Raw genomic sequence first — 17,534 nt, 5'->3', positions numbered from 1 at the left:
TGAACCTCGACGTTGCACCTTTTATCCTCAAAGTTGAGCCTCCGAACCTCAAAGTTGAGCCTCCGAACCTCAAAGTTGAGCTTCTGAACCTCAAAGTTGAGCTTCTGAACCTCAAAGTTGAGCTTCTGAACCTCAAAGTTGAGCTTCTGAACCTCGACGTTGCACCTTTTATCCTCAAGGTTGCACTTTTTATCCTCGAAGTTGCACCTTTTATCCTCGAAGTTGGGATTTGCTACTCAAAACAACCAGATAAATACTCTATCCCTCCTGCCTTCTGCCTCCTAATACTAAGGTGACTGATTTAACACCCACTTCAACCACTGTCTAAAAGAACTTATAGTATTCAACCTTTGGACTCCAGGCGCACGAGCGGCGGCGAGTCCATCAACGGCGACTAATGCGGCGTATTGCAAGCCCAAAAAACTATCAACTGCGGCATAAGGCCCACCTAAAGTAATAGCCCCAGCCGCATACATTTGACCTCGATCGCTACGCATTTCTACCAATTCAAAATTGTTCGCTACAGTCAATCGCCCCAAATGATTGACTGGGAGATTGTAATGTTTCACCAAATCTGCTAATAGGGGATTGGCATCTACCTTGGCATCCAGTCCAGTAGCATCAATAATAAAATCAGCTAGCAATTTCATTTCTCCAAAGCTTTGTTCTCGGATATGGGTAATAGTCTGGTTTTGGGCATCTCGTTCCACATCCAGCACCTCACCGAAGGTAATTTGATACCAGCCTTCGCTTAACCCTTGAGCAGTAATTTTCTGCCAGTCTTGGCGGTCGGCGGTGGTAGTTCCACCCCAGTCTGCTAGTAAACGTTTGCGTTCATCGGGGGTGGCTTTTTCTAACATTGCCCGGAGTTCACCGCCCCAACAGGCTTTCGGCCAGTTAAAGGGTTGAAATTCGTAATGATTTTTGACTAAGCGTTGGGCATTTTGAAATTTGTTGCCTTGGGGTTTAGGCGATCGCATTAAATGCAAAACTGCAATATTCTGATTTCGCTTTCTAGCTTCATAAATCCGTTGCACAATCCGCGAAGCCACAATTCCCCGCCCCCGAATCAATACCGTACCACCTTGTTGCTCTAGTTGCTCATAAACATGATTGTGAGCTTCATAAGCATTGACGACAGATTTAAAATCTTGATATTTTTCCCTATAAGCTTGCAAATCTGGGAGAAACTGAATAGCTGGATACCCAGTAGCTAAATGTAAATAACGACTAACTAAAAAAGCATAATTTCCTGGGCCGCGAGAATAGGCTACGCAATATCTACCGTCATCAGTTTTGCGAATTACCCTAACTCGCCCATAGCGATAAATTTGATTCCAGCCTATGCGCTTCGTTTCCCTGTCGATGGAATCAAAGACATTACCCGCACGAGGAGTATAAGTTTCTGCAAATGTTGGTTCGGCAAACACTTGCCATAAATACTTGAATGCTGATTTTATCTCTTTCTTGGCTAAGTCACCCCAAGCTTCACGCAAGGCATAACTAGGCCAACCCCAAATATTATCGGGACAAGAGTCAGAATTAGAACGCAGTCTTTCATATAAAGGAATTTGTGAATTCAAACAGAGGCGTTTGTAACGAGCATAAGGTTCTGCCTCTAATCCCAAAACCACAATCTTCTTAGCACGCACACCACTAATTCTCAGCAAATCAGCCCATAAAAAGCTACCCAATCCTGCCCCGATCGCTAGATAATCAGATTCATCTACTGGTAATCCCGCAGCATGAAGTGCTTGCACAGAAACCTTTTGTGCCTGAAACGCCAATGGCGGGAAATTACTTGCCACGGGCGTTAGCGGCTGAACTACAAGCAAGCTGGGGTCTGGGCGATTGGTATTTGCGTTGAAGTGAATCGTTGAAGGGGGGGTGGTATCTGCCGCAGAGGCGTTAGCACCAAATGTCACTGCGATCAAATATGGGCCAATTTGCAACGTATCGCCATTAACCAAAACACTACGCGTTTGTGGTTGACCATTGACATAGACACCGTTAACGCTACCTTGGTCAATCACTACTAAATGGTCTTGTTCCCAGTCGATTAGGGCATGATAGCGAGAGACTTCATTACTGTTAAGTAGCATCCGAGAAACACGCACTCCCCTAAGTTCAGCAGGTAAGCGAGCAAATTCTCGACCAAAAGCGATCGGCATATTTAACAGTGGTTCTCGCCGTTCACCCGTCGCTGGTTCTTCCCAACTCAATTGGATTTGTAAGTCATTTGTCATTTGTCATTTGTCATTTGTCATTTGTCATTGGTCATTAAGTTAAGAGTTAGGAATTCTTCCCCTGCTCCTCCTACCCTCCTTCTCAACTACCCCGTGCTACCAACACACTCACAGCCGCAGCTAAAGATGTCCCACACCAATGACAACCAATTTGTAGATTCTCTCCTGGGGAAACTTTATGACATTTGGGGCATTCTAAGCCATAAACTCCTGGGGGCGGTGCGGAAGGTGTTGGTAGATGGTGGTGATGTTCGAGATTTATTGCTGGATTGGGTGGTAGCAAAATTGTTGCTGGAATGCTACTTGTGGAAACGCTTGTAACATTTAGTTTTATTTGTCCCAAAGAGATGCCAGTGCCCTCAGTTAAAGGCATTTCACCTTGGACTAATTGCCGTCCATCGACAACAGGAGGATTTTGCGATCGCAAATTCCTGATATAAAAGCGTTGTTGCTGGTGATGAAAAAATATTTCAACGTGCAGTCCAGAGACAGTAGGGTGACTCAGAACAATATCGCACCGGAGGGGGTCGCGACCGATGCGGACAGTGCCAGGATTTTGACTTGGCTGTTGTTCGTAAATGTTCTGAGTTTTATCTTGACCTGCATCGTGCCACTGTAAAGTTAGTGCGTTCATTGTTCTAACTTCGTAAATCGTATTTAGCTACTTCAACTTCTTTCTGTGCGATTCCTAACACGATTGAGTCGGTGCAAGCAAGTATTTAGAAAAATCTTCAACAAGCTTTATCTCGCCGACGCTAGTTTATCAGCAATGCGTGTAGTTTCTGGCAGCCGATATTTGGGCGTACAGCGCAATACATAGTCAATCGCTGTCGGTAAACTAATTCGATGACCACTGGAGATGTATAGAGGTTTTACTCCTGTGCGCGATCGCAAAACTGCCCCAATGGTTTCACCGTTATATATCAGTGGTTGCGTGCTGCCTTTGGTTTCTGCCAATTCTTCATGCTTACCTACCAACCTAGACTTAGCTACCCCAATTGTCGGCATATCTATAAGTAACCCTAAATGGCTAGCTATACCTAATCTACGGGGATGAGCAATTCCCTGACCATCACACAAGATAATATTTGGTGTTGTTTTAATCTTTTCCAGGGCATCAAGGACAGCTGGAATTTCCCGAAATGAGAGGAACCCAGGAACATAAGGAAAGGTTGTAGGACGATGTGCTAGGCTTGTCTCGATTACTTGCAAATCCGGAAAACTCAGAACTGCAACCGCTGCACGGCTAATGGTTCCATCAGCTTCAAAACCCATATCTACTCCAGCAACGTACTGGATCGGTTCTTGCAGTTGATCCTCAGTAATTACTTGATTTTGCAGCGTTTCTTGGATAACTATGGCTTCTTCTAGCGTCGAGGGCCAATCATGATCTCGATCAAACTTCATATTTAAAATTGGAATTAACTGATTCATATTAATCTTGTTAATTTGGCAAGCACAAAAACAAGATTTTTTGATGTCGATCCAGAGAAAATATATTTTTTGTAAAAGTCTGTGAATGACTATCTTTATACTAGACATTTTAGCCCAGGTTAGCTGATCTCTTGCATCATAATGTTACTTAAGGCTGTCAAGAGGGAATCCTAAGAATATAAGTTTATTTTCTGAGCTTTTTTCTTTTAATGGTTATGACACAGCCAAATATTCTAAAACTTGCAAAACAGGGAGATACCCAGGCGATCGCATCTCTGATGAACCGCCAGCTACACCCCAAAGGGATCGCTGCAAAAGTTGCCTTTAAAGATGCTTGCTTGGAGGTAATGCTAGAATCTGCCGAAGTACCAAATCAGCAAATTTTAGTTGCATTTATCCGCAAAGGGTTAACGGCTTTAGAGGCTGCATCTGTTGAAATAGTGAGAGTTTATGGACAACAAACGGGTAAGGAGTTTCCAGTTTGGAGTCAAGAGTTTGATTTGGGTATAGCAGAAGCAGTGGATAATGAAGAGTCTGCCAGTAATCCTCAACTCCTAACTATTTGTATTAACTTAAGTGGTGATCCTGTACAAGGATTAACAAATCAAGATTTTGAGTTGATTGCTAATCAAATCAGCACTGATATTTTATCATCTTGTAGTGATGTCTTTATTCAAAAAGTAAGCATTACTAATGGTAGTTCTGTGATTACTAAAGAACGGTAGTATTTCATTGACCTTATGTAATCATGTAGAAAAAAGTCTCACGTCTGGATTTTATATAGAGATATAACAAATCTAACTAAAATTTAAATATAGAGATATAAAATTTCTGACAATATTGCTTATAGGTGTAGATGGTCAACCATAAGATAGACGCTAATTTATCATTTTTTTGCATTTATTGGTTATGAAGCAGCCGAATAATCAGCACGTTACTAAGCAAAAACTAAAAAAATTTTACTGGCCATTATGGTTTCCTTATCCTAGTTCTTGGTTAAAAGCATTGATTTTGACTCTATTTTTGAGAGTTATTATATTTATAGTCAAAAATGCTGGAAAAATAGGCTATAACATCGTATATTTTGTACACAGTCCAGAATTATTTTTTATATTTACAATATTATTAATCTTATCTCCAATTCCGATAATTTCTTTGACTCATCACTGCTTATACTTACTTATTAGTCGGTTTGTATCAGAAATTCAAGCACCCGAAATAGGTAGAATACAAGGATTATTACCAGGAATAATGAGTTGGTGGGAAGGATTGTACGCTTGGCTTGTAATTGTAATTTCTACACTGATAGCAGCTTTCTTTTCTACAATACTTCTACCATTATTTTATCCTAGTTACGACAGACAAGTTGAATACTATACACAAATAGAAAATGTTAACAGTAATCTAATATTAATATTTGGATTATTCTATATTTCTGCGGGTGCATTGATTTATCAGATTAAATGTTTGGTAAGAGACCGAATAATATCTGCTTATTATGGCAACAAAAAAAAGGATACAACTGAATCAAACATTAATTTAAATACAGAAAAAGAACTTAATAGATTGCGTGGGGAAATGGGTTTACACACAATAAAATCAAATATTTTATCAGATAATCAAAAAAATACAGTTATAGAGAATCGACGGAAGGCTCGTAATTTAAACAAAACGTTGTTGTTCGTTTTTATAATATTTTCAATTTCTCTAGGAATATACTTTTCTTCAAGATTTGTAGAAATCTTCCCGCTAACTTCTAAAAGTTCAACACAAATACCATCAAAGCCTGTATTAGTTACACCCTCACCAGTGATTTCAGAATCGCCGACTGTGTTACTTAAAGCTGATACATTCCGAGAGGCAGTAAGTAAAGCAATTAATGCAGCTAACCTGACTCAATCAGCGAAATCTCCAGATGAGTGGAAAATAGTTGTGAGTCAGTGGCAAGCTGCGATCGCACTTATGAAAGCCGTGCCATCTTCTAGCCCAAATTATGTAGTAGCTCAACAAAAAATCAGTGAATATCAAAGAAATTTCAACTACGCTCAGAAAAATTCCCTTGGTAATAAGTAAAGCGATCGTACCTGAAAGCTAAACTAGAAAATAGCAGTGCGTAGCTTGCCGTCGTAGGCATCGCTCGACTGTCCGGATCAAAATAAAACCCTATGAAGACCAGAACATTAACCGCGATTCTTCACAAAGAAGATTTGTATGTTGCCCAATGTCCTGAAGTCGGTACAGTTGACTATTTCGGCTCGATCGAGTTTAAAAAAGATATTATCCAATATCTCGTTTGTTTTGCCTGAATCAGATGCGATATCCTCTAAGTTAGAAGACAGTAAATAGACTGTTGAGGCTGTTATCTATCACGCAAAAGCACAATAACATGGCTTTTTCTCATGAATTTCAGCGCTATCGGAGCGTGCGTCCCCTCGATATCCTCCCAGGTCTAGTTAGTTCCATCCTTCTACACTCTATTTTACTGATAGGGAGCAAATATTGGTTCACAGCTTTCATGCCTGAGCCTAAGCAAGAGATTCCAATTGAGGTAGTTGAAGTTTATCCCAATGAAACACACATACCCCAAAAAACCTCATTCAGGGCTACTAAAAATTCAATTGCAGGTGGTAAAGCTTTACCAAAAAGACCTGTTTCTGCTGTGAAGTCTGCTAATTCAGATGCACATAAAGCCTCTAGCAAGAGTCCTTTTGACTCAACAACCTTATCTTCAGCAGAGGTATTCCGGACAGAACTAAAGCAGCAGAAAGCGGAATCACCAAATCTATCTCCTCAACAACCCAAAGTTGAGCCAACTGCGATCGCAAGAGCAACAATACCATTAGCACCCAAAGTTGAGCCAACTGCGATCGCAAGAGCAACAATACCACCAGCACCCAAAGTTGAGCCAACTGCGATCGCAAGAGCAACAATACCATTAGCGCCCAAAGTTGAGCCAACTGCGATCGCAAGACCAACCATACCATTAGCACCCAAAGTTGAGCCAACTGCGATCGCAAGAGCAACAATACCATTAGCACCCAAAGTTGAGCCAACTGCGATCGCAAGACCAACAATACCATTAGCAGCTAAACCACAGCCAAGTGCGATCGCAAGACCAACAATACCACTAGCAACCAGACCACAGCCAACTGCGATCGCAAGAGCAACAATACCACTAGCAACCAAACCACAGCCAACTGCGATCGCAAGAGCAACAATACCACTAGCAACCAAACCACAGCCAACTGCGATCGCAAGACCAACAATACCATTAGCAGCTAAACCACAGCCAACTGCGATCGCAAGAGCAACAATACCACTAGCAACCAAACCACAGCCAACTGCGATCGCAAAAGCAACAATACCACCAGCAGCCAAACCTAAAAAAATAGTAGTAGCGCCTAATACCACACCACCAGCCCTACCCCGAAAAACAGCGCTTGCACCTGCTATTACATCATCAGTACCCAATCCTAAAAACTTAAGCCAGTCGGGAAGACTCTTAAGTGGGCGAACACCTATAGCTCAGTCATCTCTGAAAACAGGTGCAGCAAGCTTGCTGGGTGGTACTGTGAGTGTATCTAGTCGGAATTTTAGCGGTAATTATCTGGCAGCCTTACCTAATTCCAACCGAGATAATCAAGCTCCTTCTGGTATTGATGCTAGCAGTCAAGATATAGATATCACCTCCTACTTAAACCAACTACAGCAACAAGTCAAGCAGCAGTGGCTACCAGAAGTGAGCCAGTCTTCCCGGCGAACAGTGCTTAACTTCACTATTAACCGTTCCGGGCAACTAAGCAATCTCCAGCTCGCACAAACCTCTGGATTCAGCGTCACTGATCAAGCAGCGCTCAACGCTATACAGCGAGCTGCACCCTTTGCACCTTTGCCCACAGGATATACCAGTAACCAGCTCCCTATTCAATTTACATTTGATATCAATGTCTATGGGCAGCTAAATTTATCGGGGGACGGTGACTAACAACAGGTAAGCAATTAATTCAATCATGTATTATACCCAGGTAAGCGCATCTCAAACCCTATTGACACGGTAGTTTTGGGGTTCACCCAAAGCACAAATAAGTTCAAAATCACTATACTGAGCCAAGGGGTGGGATTGATATTTTCGTCTTTATGTGGTTCAAAAACGTAAAAAGCTATTTGACCCATGTTTTTTCAATCATTTGCGACAATTCGTCCTATTTTGAATGAAAAATTGATATTAAGATAAAGTTTTCAGCTGGTTTTATGTATCAAAAACTACAAAACTAGATACACTTACGCTGGTATTATACTGACTTTACCTTAATGTTAAATAGCGTACTTTTGTAACCAATGAGCAGCGGTTTCAGAATGTTCCCAATCTATCAGTAATTTTGCTTTCTCAGATTAAATCTTCCTAGCTAAGATATTAGAATAAAAGTAATTTCGCCCCTGAAGCCAATCATGACAGAAGGAAAAACGCGGCGTAATTTCCTAATTACTAGCATTGCTGTAACTGGAGGTATTGTGGCAACTAATGCTTTTGGGCAAAATACTACTAACACTGCAACACTGCCAGCAACTATGCCAGAACGGGTACTGGGACGCACGGAAGTAAATCTGCCTATCTTCGGGTTAGGAGCAGGACAATTTCCGCTATCCGGCGGCGAAGGAAAAGAGGGTGATGCTACGGCAATTGTTCAAAGAGCGCTGGAACTTGGCATTCGCTACTTTGATACAGCAGCTAGTTATGGGCCGAGTGAAGATTATTTAGGTAAAGTGCTACCACCCCATCGCTCAAAGCTGTTTCTAGCAAGCAAGACCGATCAAAGAGATCGGGATAGTGCATGGCGAGAATTGGAGCGATCGCTTAAACGTCTCAATACAGATTATCTCGATTTGTGGCAGTTGCATCACGTCTCTTTTTCGGAAGAACTCGACACCATCTTTAGTCCATCTGGTGCAATTAAAGCTTTAGAAGAAGCCATACAACAAAAATTGGTGCGCTTTGCTGGTATTACCGGACATCACGACCCTCAAGTAATTGCCGAAGGGTTACGTCGCTATCCTTTCCACACTACACTGATTCCTGTGAATGCCGCCGACAAACACCACCCACGTCCATTTATCCCGGTAGTTTTACCAGTTGCTCAAGAAAAAAATGTCGGTGTGATTGCGATGAAAGTCCCGGCTTATGGTCGGCTGTTTAAATCAGGTGGGTTGACAGGTATGGAGGAAGCTTTAGGTTACACACTGTCTCAGCCTGGAGTTCATTGTTGCGTGATTGCAGCACAGACAGTCGCACAATTAGAGAATAATGTCAAGATAGCGCAGGCTTTTGTACCCCTCAAGGAGCAAGAATTGACAGCGATCGCACTGGCAGCTGCTAATGTCTGGGAAGATAGTACATTCTTCCGTGCTTGGACTTAGACCAACCTTGCACATATTACAAAGTGTATTTTTACCAGTCCCACTGATAATATTGTGCCGCTTGCGACATATTAAATTGTAATAGCTTCTCCTCTGGCAACTTGTACCCCAAACTCGGCTTAAAAGGCGAAATATTTAAACTGCTAATAATTTCTGACGCTACAGCCTTTGCTAGTAAAGGTGGTACAGAGTTACCGACTTGCCGAAATCCGTGCCATTTGGTTACATGAAATCTAAACCAATCGGGGTAAGAATGCAATCTCGCCGCTTCCCTGACGGTAATACAGCGCGGCGTAGATGGATGAATTGGTCTTGGAGATGTGAAAGAACCCCTATATTTATCTGTTCCGGCTCTTAAAGTATTACAGACACCACCAGGATGTAGCTTGTAAAAACGACTAATTTTTTCTCTCTCGCCTTGTTGAGTATCCTGAAAACGTTGAATAGTTTCTGTAGAATGTTTGGTTCTTAAACTTGAAGAAAGTATTCGCAAATCATATTCTCGTTTGTAAGAATAATCATTATCTAGGCATTTGATACCGCGAAGTACAAGAGCATAATTACTAGGCTTTTCGTAGTCTGCTACAACCCAATCTCTTGTTAGTAACTCAGGATACTTTTCTATTTCAGGTAAATCTCCAATTGCATCCCATACTGTTGGACTCAATGGGATATCAGATATTTTTTTAGAAGTTAAAATATTTGGTAATGCTTGTTGAGTAATCATCTGAGGATATTTTGGTAACTCTACATCCTCCCTTGCACCTATGAGAAATAATCTCTCACGGGACTGAGGTACTCCGTAATTTGCAGCATTGAGAATTCGGTAATTTTCTTCTACTTGATAGCCAGATATTTTAAATTCGCTAATTAAGATTTGCAGGATTTGTTTATGTTCGCCAACTGTAATCCCCCGGACATTTTCCATCACAAAGAATTTTGGTTTTAGCTCAAAAACCAGTCGATGAAAATGAAACACCAAAGAATTTCGGGGGTCATCAACAGCCCGTTTACCGATTAAGGAAAATCCTTGACATGGTGAGCCACAAATTACCACATCAATTTCACGATCGCCAATCTTAGACCGATTCCTAATTTCTTCCCCCGTTGTATCCACAACACTTTTACATAGCACTGAGCAATAAGGGAAGTTAAACTCATGTGTTGCACAGTGGATCGGGTCAATTTCTACAGACGCCAGCACATCAAAGCCAGCTTGCTCAAAGCCAAGAGTCATACCGCCCGCGCCCGCAAATAAGTCAACTGCGATCGCTCTTTGTTTTTTCATCTCATAAGCCATGACACCCCAATGTAATTAGTAATTTATAATGACACTTGTTCCTCGCTAACGCTGCGCTAACGTAATTCGTAATTACCCTATGGATAAATGCGGCTTCTGGCAAAAACAGGTGGTTCGCACTTAATTTTACTCATAAATAAACTGATTGATTCTCTATCTTTAATTACGAATTACGAATTATTTGGTCGCATTTGCAGAATTTCTTGAGCAGCGCGATCGCAAACCCCAACTTCTCCTAAACTTTGCCGCATTTCTTCATAATCTAGCAAAGTTTGCTCTCTGCGACTGGGATTGAGTAGCAGTTCCATCGCTGCTTGGATAATATTCTCTGGTGTGGCTTGCTCTTGTAAAAATTCTGGCACAATCGGCTTCATCACTACTAAATTAGGTGGCGATGCAAAGGTTATAGAACCTTTGAGGATTTTCCGAGCTATCCACGCAGTCAGACGACTGAGGCGATAAACTACAACCTGTGGCACATTTAACAGAGCAAGTTCTAGATTGACAGTACCAGATTTGCTAATAGCTAAATCAGCTGCGGCAAAAACTTCCATTTGTTGACCTGATATAACTGTCGCCCGCAAACCGTAACGCTCAATAGCCTTTTCAATTGGCTGTCTATAGACTTCCAGCGATAGGGGAATCCAGAAACGAACTTCAGGTAATTTAGCTTGAATAGTTTGGGCAGCTTGAAAAATAATTGGTAAAAGATATTTTAGTTCTTGGCGGCGAGAGGCGGGGAGGAGTGCGATCGCAATTTCTTCTGGTGCAATCCCCAGTGTTGCACGAGCTGCTTCCCTACTAGGAGCATCTTGCATTCGGTCAACCAAAGGATGTCCTACCCAACTAACTTTTGCGCCTTTCTCGCGAAAGTAACGGGCTTCTTGTGGGAAGATTGCCAACAGCTTATCTGTAAAACCAACAATCCGCTTAGTTCTACGCAAACTTATTGACCAAGCCCACTCTTGGGGAGCGATGTAATACACCACAGGCACATCTGGTAATTGCTGTTTCATATAAGTCCCAATTTCCAGATTGGGAGTCATATAATCGATTAGCACCACTAAGTCAGGTGGATTTTGTTTTAAGAAAGCGATCGCCCGTCGTTGCACCTGGAGAGTCGGTAAAACATAAGGCAGCCCTTCTTGAATACCCACTGAGCCAATACTACTGGTATTTCCCAACAGAGTTGCCCCAGCCTCTACCATTTTTTCGCCACCCAGCGCCACAATCTCTAATTCCAACGCAATCGCCGCAGCTTGACGCTTCAGCGCTGAAATTAGTAGCGACCCTTGTAAATCGCCAGATACTTCCCCAGTGCTGATAAATATCCGCATTTGATAATTGGTAATTAGTAAAAATTAGGAGTTAAGAGTGAGGAGTTAAAAATTTAATTCATCAACTCATAACTCATAAATGTATGATGTCTGGAAAATTAACCACAATTCCTCATAATCCCGTCCCACCAGCTACGCTTTTGCTCCCTCCTCGCTTGCAGGGAGGGGTTGGGGGTGGGGTGCTTGTGGGTAATTGGACAGACATGATATATCTTACATCTCACGATTCATCACTTGCGCCTTTTTTCCCTTTACTGGGAATCAAACCACGTCTTCCAGGCATCTGAGAAAGTAGCAGGAAGCGTCGCAGATGCTGCAATTCTTCGCTATCCCCTAACAATTCCAACTGTTCCAAAGCATCCTTAAAAGACAAATCAGAACGATAGAGAATGCGGAAGGCTTTTTTCAGCATTTGTAAATCTGCTGAGTCCATACCAGACCGTTTGAGTCCAACAAGATTGAGGGTTCGCACCCGCGCTGGATTTCCTTCCACTAGCATATATGGGGCCACATCACGGTCAATACGTGCCATACCTCCCACCATTGCTTGTCTACCAATATGCACAAATTGATGGACACCTAAAACCCCACTTAGCCTAGCGCGTGACTCTATATGGACATGACCTGCCAACGCCACAGAGTTAGCAATCACTACTTGGTCTTCAATGACGCAGTTATGAGCCACATGGACATAGGCCATCAGTAGGTTCCCATCGCCAATTATCGTCGCTTCACCGGCACCGGTAGCGCGGTTAATGGTAACGTACTCACGAATCAAGTTGTTATCACCAATTTTGACCCAGGTTGGTTCTCCTACAAACTTCAGATCCTGGGGTTCCATGCCGATGGCTGCACCTGTAAAAATCTGATTTTGCGCCCCAATTTCACAAGGCCCCTCTAGCACTGCATGAGCGCCGATTATTGTTTCAGGGCCCACTTTGACATGCGCTCCAATCACAGCATAGGCACCGACTTGCACTGTATGGTGGAGTTCCGATTTCGGATGAATTACAGCAGTTGGATGAATTAGCGTTTTCAAGGGTGAATCTCCAGAACTGTCTTAATAATCCAGCGCCAGGCGGGGTTTTTGAGGCAGCGCGTTACTCTGGTTAAGACAGTTGTACCGACTACCGCCCCATTGAGGCGACTGGCGTTGTTGAGCGTGAAGCATTTCAGTGAACGAAAGTGTCGGGCAAAGCAAGTTAAGTGTGTTTGTGAGTGCGTCTCGTAGAGAGGGTGGCGAAAATCAAGAAATTATCAGATGCTGTTGTGGATTTTTTTAACTGTTATCCTTTTTCAGGATTCAGTAGGGGCATTTCACGGCTATGCCCGTACCACGAAAGCAAACTTTTAGCTAACTAAAGAAAACATTAATTCCCCTTCACAAGCAAGTTGACCATCAACTTCGGCACGACCTTGCATCTTACCGAAACGACGTTGTTTTACCCATAACAGTTCCACCGTCATTACTAGTTGATCCCCCGGCACGACCTGGCGGCGAAAGCGGACTTTATCGATACCAGCAAAGACGAACAGCCCGCCTTCTACCGAAGACATTTGAGTTAGGACAATGCCCCCAACTTGTGCCATTGCTTCAACAATTAGCACCCCTGGCATCAGTGGACGTTCAGGGAAATGCCCTTGAAAATGGGGTTCGTTGATAGTGACATTTTTAACCCCAACAGCTTTTTTACTTGGAACGTAATCAATTATTTTGTCTACAAGTAAAAATGGGTAGCGGTGGGGTAGCAATTTCTGAATTTCTTCAGATGTGAAAGTTGTTTTAATCTCAGAACTGATTGTAATCTCATTTATAGCCTGTGGTTCAGTAGATGTAGGTGTAGTCGTATCGATAGTATTCACTTCAGTGAGGATTGACATTGGCCGTGTAGTTGATTTTTTATCTGAAAGTTGAGTAGGTAGGCGTATATCCAAAGCTTAATAAGCTTAGATTTTAGGTTTTAGTTCTAATTCAAAATCTAAAATCCCAAATCTAAAATTCTTTGAGCCAGTTGAATGTGTAAATTATGACTGGCTTTATACGCTAAAAAATGAGCACGAGGAAAAGTTCCTAGTAAACTCAAATCTCCTACTAAATCCAAGATTTTATGACGGACTGGCTCATTTGCAAATCTCAACGGTGGATTTAGCCACCCTTCTGGCCCACAAACGAGTGCATTATCCAAACTACCACCTTTAATTAACCCTGTTTTTTGTAAGTGTTCAATTTGATGCAGTAACCCAAAAGTACGAGCAGGAGCAATTTCCGCAGCAAAGCTAGCAGAAGCTTTTCCTATTTCAGTAGTTAGTGACCAACTATACCATTGATTCCCAATGGCAGGCAGGTCAAAATCAATACCATAACTAAAGCGGGTTTCTGGTGCTGGAAGGGCACATACAAAGGCATCCCCTTGATAGACCCATATTGGTTCTGTAATAGCCCAGGAAACCTGGTTGTTAACGGGTTGTGAGACTAAGCCAACTTGGGCAATATTGGTTGTCCACACACTTGCTGAACCATCTAAAAGTGGGACTTCTGGACCATCAATTTCAATCCGGGCATTATCCACACCCATACTCGAAAGTGCTGCCAACAAATGCTCTACCGTGCGAACATATACCTCACCCTTACCCAACTGAGTTGAGAGAACAGTGTGACTAACTGCCGCAACTTGGGCTGGAATTATCGGCAAATCCGGTAAATCCACCCGCACAAAGTAGCGTCCACTTCCCGCCTCAGCTGGTAGTATCCGCACTTGGGTATTCACACCGCTATGCAATCCCACCCCTATTTGGGTGATTTGGGCTGCTAGAGTGTGCTGTCGCATAGCCAAAAAGTCAATATATTTCCTTTAGTATTGTTCATCGTCTATTTTGGTAAAATCCCTGATATTCCCTGAAAAATTCTCATTAATCCCTTTATCGGAACAGTATTGAGGTAAATGTAAAAATTAGCAAGCTCATTAAGAAAGAGAATTGTCATTAGTCCTTTGTTATTCATTAATGACCAATGACTAATGACTAATGACAAATTAAAATCTTTCGCCAATACCGAAATTAATCCGGCTATCACCGTCATCGTTGATACCGTAGTCAATCCGAATTGGCCCCAGTGGAGACTGGACGCGAACGCCAAGACCATAACCATAGCCACTGCCATTTTTGTTCAACACTTCAGCGGCCCTAGTACTAGTTCCCAGGTCACTGCCGAGATCAAAAAATAGTGCGCCACTGACTACTGAAAAAACTGGAAACCGGTACTCAACTGATGCTTGCACATAAGAGCGTCCACTACCTAATGCTCCTTCTTCATAACCGCGGACGGAGTTGCTACCCCCAAGGGTAAAAGCTTCGTAGGGAGGCAAGTCACCGAGAATCGTTCCTGCTTGCAGGTTAAATGCTAAGGTTTGTGCCCCTTTGCTAAGGCTAATTAACTTTATGGGTAAATATTGGCTATAGCTACCCCGGAATCTAGTGAGTAAAATGTTGCCTAGCCCCACAGGGACTGACTGATCGACTCCAAAGCGGAGATAAGAACCGCTAGTGGGTTGCAGGGGGTTATTACGGAGATCGCGCTGTGCCCCTACTTGAAACAGTAATAAATCGTCTTGACCGCCGCTAGAGAGGGTCAATGGAATTTCCTCACTGATGCGGTTTCCATTATCATCATCAAATACCGCTCCTGTTTTTCTAAGATTGCCATCAGCATCACGGGCGGAAACTCGTTGATACTGTAAACCCGCTGAGGCAGTCCAGACAGAAGTTTTATAAGGATTGGCAGACAAGGGACGGGTAAAGGTGACACCACCACCTAGACGGAGAATCCGGGGGCGATCCTGAGAATCTACATCGGTGGGATTACCTGGATTAAACGTCCTAATGTCTTCATCTTGACCATCAAAAATCAACGAAATAGAACTGCGGCGGAAAATATTGGTTGTGTAGGAAGTCCGATAAGGATCTCCTGCGATCCAGGGGTCTGTATACCGCACATCAAACAGCAGTTCCCGTTCTCCCACCTGTATTTCTGTCCCCAGTTTTTGGTTCCTACCATTCAGGTTTTGCTGTTGATAACTTACTGTTCCAAAAAGTCCGCTAGCAGAACTAATCCCTGCCCCAGCCGCAATAGAACCACTACTGCGTTCAGCTACATTCACTACTACATCCACCTTGCTGGGGTCAGTACCAGGGTCAAGGGACACATTCACATCTTCAAACAGTCCCAGCCCATACACGCGCTGTAGGTCTTTTTGCACTGTATTGCGATTGAATACTTGTCCTGGCTTCAACTCCACTTCTCGTGTAATGATGTAATCTTGTGTCCGTCCCCGGATTGGTTGTCCCTTTTCGTCTGTCTCCTGACCATCTTTGTTGCGGAACCGGACTCTAATGTTTTCTACTACCCCTTCTGCTACTTGTAAGGTAACAACTCCGCTTTCAGAGACTTGTGGCGCTCCAATCACGTTGGCTAGGACGTAACCTTGATCTTGATACCGCTTGTTTAACTGCTTGATGCCTTCTTGCAAGTCACGCAAGTTGAGGATTTTGCCATACTGCTCTCGAAATACTTCATCCACAGTATTAGCTGGTAAGACTGAAGCGACACCAGTTCCAGGATTGGCTTGCACTTCTACTTTATTGAGGACGGGGTTAGGCTGCACAACAAAGCTTACCCGCACGCCCAAGGGGGTATCTTCTGGCGCTGCTTGGACGTTGGAGAAGAAGCCAGTACCAAAGATGGCGTTAATATCTTCTTGCAGTTGGCTGCGGGTTGTCGTTTGTCCTGGTTGGGTACGAATTACTCTGTAAACTTGGCTTTCCAGTTCTGGTGATAGTTGGCCAGCCTGGGATCTAACTACTACTTCTGATACCAGTACGCGGGGATCGTTAGCTTCTGGGGCTGTGTTGGGTTGAGTATTGCCCGGAGTTGTCGGTGGATTAACATTCTGCGGACTGGGAGTAGTGGCTGGTAATGGAGTATTGCCCGGAGTTGTCGGTGGATTAACATTTTGCGGACTGGGAGTAGCGCCTGGGAATGGAGTATTGCCCGGAGTTGTTGGTGGATTAACATTCTGCGGACTAGGAGTAGCGCCTGGGAATGGAGTATTGCCCGGAGTTGTCGGTGGATTAACATTCTGCGGACTGGGAGTAGCGCCTGGGAATAACGTAGGTGTTCTTTGTTGAATAGCTGGGGAGGGAATGTCTGGAGTGGATGATGGTTCTGGAGTTGTGGGTAATAAAGGTTCCGTTGTCGGTGGATTTACATTTTCTGGGACTGGAGTGGTCTCAGGAGTTGGAGAAGGCGTCGTTGGTTGTTGAATTTCTGGCGGTGGAATGTCTGGAGCCGGAGACGGCTGTTGAGTAGGGCTAGGATTGATTTCAGGGGTTTGTGCAGTTGTTGGCGTTGTGGAGGTTGGCACAATTACCTTTGGGGTCGCGCTTGCTGCTGGGTTGGCAGGGTAAATTGCGACGACGCGGGATTCTAGACGCTCTGCCTCTATACTTGCTGTAGATTTAGGTTGAGATTCTAGACTTTTACTAGAGTTAACCTGACCAGTGTCCTTTTCTGAGTGTTGATTTTTTTCTAGTGTCAAAACTTCTGTTGACTGTTTGGAATTGTTGGCGGTTTCTGCATTCGCACTCAATGAGCCACCCAAAGGGGCTGCAATTGCTACTGCTGCCAGCAATACGGGAGATAAACGCATTTTACTTATATTCCTCTTCACGACCACACACACACCATCACAAGGCAATAATGCCCTTATGCCCAAGGTAAAACTCAAAACATAATTTTTTTCTTTT

General features: G+C 43.3%; 15 protein-coding genes. 4 read left to right on the top strand and 11 right to left on the bottom strand.

What is annotated here, in order from left to right; translation table 11 throughout:
- Window positions 1-287: 287 nt before the first annotated feature.
- The 3 genes from NLP_RS12145 to nfi all read right to left on the bottom strand — a co-directional run bounded on the left by NLP_RS12145 (window position 288) and on the right by nfi (window position 3,653).
- Complete coding sequence (locus NLP_RS12145; RefSeq protein WP_104906629.1) at window positions 288-2,246, bottom strand: FHA domain-containing protein; 1,959 nt, start codon at window positions 2,244-2,246, stop codon at window positions 288-290.
- Window positions 2,247-2,328: 82 nt separating this feature from the next.
- Complete coding sequence (locus NLP_RS12140) at window positions 2,329-2,880, bottom strand: FHA domain-containing protein (RefSeq protein ID WP_104906628.1); 552 nt, start codon at window positions 2,878-2,880, stop codon at window positions 2,329-2,331.
- Window positions 2,881-2,987: 107 nt separating this feature from the next.
- Window positions 2,988-3,653 carry a deoxyribonuclease V gene (gene nfi, locus NLP_RS12135; protein ID WP_104909854.1) on the bottom strand — a complete coding sequence of 222 codons (666 nt, stop codon included), beginning with the start codon at window positions 3,651-3,653 and terminating at the stop codon, window positions 2,988-2,990.
- 236 nt (window positions 3,654-3,889) lie between these two features.
- Between nfi and NLP_RS12130 the strand changes: the two genes are divergently transcribed.
- Both NLP_RS12130 and NLP_RS12125 read left to right on the top strand, forming a co-directional pair.
- On the top strand, window positions 3,890-4,405 hold the full coding sequence (locus NLP_RS12130; protein ID WP_234017288.1) for a hypothetical protein: 516 nt from the start codon (window positions 3,890-3,892) through the stop codon (window positions 4,403-4,405).
- A 184-nt stretch (window positions 4,406-4,589) separates the two neighbouring features.
- Window positions 4,590-5,753 (top strand): hypothetical protein, encoded by a 1,164-nt coding sequence (locus NLP_RS12125; protein WP_104906626.1) that lies wholly within the window; start codon window positions 4,590-4,592, stop codon window positions 5,751-5,753.
- A gap of 486 nt (window positions 5,754-6,239) precedes the next feature.
- On the opposite strand, the gene NLP_RS33075 is transcribed toward NLP_RS12125, so the two are convergent.
- The gene (locus NLP_RS33075) at window positions 6,240-6,380 is read right to left on the bottom strand and encodes a hypothetical protein (RefSeq protein WP_158680354.1); all 141 of its coding nucleotides are present in this window, start codon (window positions 6,378-6,380) and stop codon (window positions 6,240-6,242) included.
- Between the two features lie 90 nt (window positions 6,381-6,470).
- Entirely contained in the window at window positions 6,471-7,151 is a 681-nt protein-coding gene (locus NLP_RS33070; protein ID WP_158680353.1) for a hypothetical protein, read from the bottom strand.
- 100 nt (window positions 7,152-7,251) lie between these two features.
- Between NLP_RS33070 and NLP_RS33065 the strand changes: the two genes are divergently transcribed.
- Window positions 7,252-7,665, top strand: coding sequence for a TonB family protein (locus NLP_RS33065; RefSeq protein ID WP_158680352.1), 414 nt, complete (start codon window positions 7,252-7,254; stop codon window positions 7,663-7,665).
- A gap of 464 nt (window positions 7,666-8,129) precedes the next feature.
- Complete coding sequence (locus NLP_RS12115) at window positions 8,130-9,095, top strand: aldo/keto reductase (RefSeq protein WP_104906624.1); 966 nt, start codon at window positions 8,130-8,132, stop codon at window positions 9,093-9,095.
- 31 nt (window positions 9,096-9,126) lie between these two features.
- On the opposite strand, the gene NLP_RS12110 is transcribed toward NLP_RS12115, so the two are convergent.
- The 6 genes from NLP_RS12110 to NLP_RS12085 all read right to left on the bottom strand — a co-directional run bounded on the left by NLP_RS12110 (window position 9,127) and on the right by NLP_RS12085 (window position 17,437).
- Window positions 9,127-10,383: a DNA cytosine methyltransferase gene (locus tag NLP_RS12110; RefSeq protein ID WP_442946650.1), complete on the bottom strand. Its 1,257-nt coding sequence runs from the start codon at window positions 10,381-10,383 to the stop codon at window positions 9,127-9,129.
- A 182-nt stretch (window positions 10,384-10,565) separates the two neighbouring features.
- Window positions 10,566-11,732 carry a lipid-A-disaccharide synthase gene (gene lpxB, locus NLP_RS12105; protein WP_104906622.1) on the bottom strand — a complete coding sequence of 389 codons (1,167 nt, stop codon included), beginning with the start codon at window positions 11,730-11,732 and terminating at the stop codon, window positions 10,566-10,568.
- A gap of 220 nt (window positions 11,733-11,952) precedes the next feature.
- Window positions 11,953-12,771 (bottom strand): acyl-ACP--UDP-N-acetylglucosamine O-acyltransferase, encoded by an 819-nt coding sequence (gene lpxA / locus NLP_RS12100; RefSeq protein WP_104906621.1) that lies wholly within the window; start codon window positions 12,769-12,771, stop codon window positions 11,953-11,955.
- A 311-nt stretch (window positions 12,772-13,082) separates the two neighbouring features.
- Window positions 13,083-13,613, bottom strand: coding sequence for a 3-hydroxyacyl-ACP dehydratase FabZ (gene fabZ / locus NLP_RS12095; protein ID WP_104906620.1), 531 nt, complete (start codon window positions 13,611-13,613; stop codon window positions 13,083-13,085).
- A gap of 98 nt (window positions 13,614-13,711) precedes the next feature.
- On the bottom strand, window positions 13,712-14,560 hold the full coding sequence (gene lpxC, locus NLP_RS12090; RefSeq protein ID WP_104906619.1) for a UDP-3-O-acyl-N-acetylglucosamine deacetylase: 849 nt from the start codon (window positions 14,558-14,560) through the stop codon (window positions 13,712-13,714).
- Window positions 14,561-14,764: 204 nt separating this feature from the next.
- Window positions 14,765-17,437, bottom strand: coding sequence for a BamA/TamA family outer membrane protein (locus tag NLP_RS12085; RefSeq protein WP_104906618.1), 2,673 nt, complete (start codon window positions 17,435-17,437; stop codon window positions 14,765-14,767).
- Between the last annotated feature and the right edge of the window lie 97 nt (window positions 17,438-17,534).

It is taken from the genome of Nostoc sp. 'Lobaria pulmonaria (5183) cyanobiont', assembly GCF_002949795.1.
Lineage (GTDB): Bacteria > Cyanobacteriota > Cyanobacteriia > Cyanobacteriales > Nostocaceae > Nostoc.
Note: the sequence above shows the minus strand (reverse complement) of the source record. Positions and strands in the feature narration are given on the sequence as shown.

What these genes read in the sequence shown, in the direction of transcription:
- NLP_RS12145 (WP_104906629.1), bottom strand. Translation starts at nt 2,246, where the DNA reads ATGACAAATGACTTACAAATCCAATTGAGTTGGGAAGAACCAGCGACG.
- NLP_RS12140 (WP_104906628.1), bottom strand. Translation starts at nt 2,880, where the DNA reads ATGAACGCACTAACTTTACAGTGGCACGATGCAGGTCAAGATAAAACT.
- nfi (WP_104909854.1), bottom strand. Translation starts at nt 3,653, where the DNA reads ATGAAGTTTGATCGAGATCATGATTGGCCCTCGACGCTAGAAGAAGCC.
- NLP_RS12130 (WP_234017288.1), top strand. Translation starts at nt 3,890, where the DNA reads ATGGTTATGACACAGCCAAATATTCTAAAACTTGCAAAACAGGGAGAT.
- NLP_RS12125 (WP_104906626.1), top strand. Translation starts at nt 4,590, where the DNA reads ATGAAGCAGCCGAATAATCAGCACGTTACTAAGCAAAAACTAAAAAAA.
- NLP_RS12115 (WP_104906624.1), top strand. Translation starts at nt 8,130, where the DNA reads ATGACAGAAGGAAAAACGCGGCGTAATTTCCTAATTACTAGCATTGCT.
- NLP_RS12110 (WP_442946650.1), bottom strand. Translation starts at nt 10,383, where the DNA reads ATGAAAAAACAAAGAGCGATCGCAGTTGACTTATTTGCGGGCGCGGGC.
- lpxB (WP_104906622.1), bottom strand. Translation starts at nt 11,732, where the DNA reads ATGCGGATATTTATCAGCACTGGGGAAGTATCTGGCGATTTACAAGGG.
- fabZ (WP_104906620.1), bottom strand. Translation starts at nt 13,613, where the DNA reads ATGTCAATCCTCACTGAAGTGAATACTATCGATACGACTACACCTACA.
- lpxC (WP_104906619.1), bottom strand. Translation starts at nt 14,560, where the DNA reads ATGCGACAGCACACTCTAGCAGCCCAAATCACCCAAATAGGGGTGGGA.
- NLP_RS12085 (WP_104906618.1), bottom strand. Translation starts at nt 17,437, where the DNA reads ATGCGTTTATCTCCCGTATTGCTGGCAGCAGTAGCAATTGCAGCCCCT.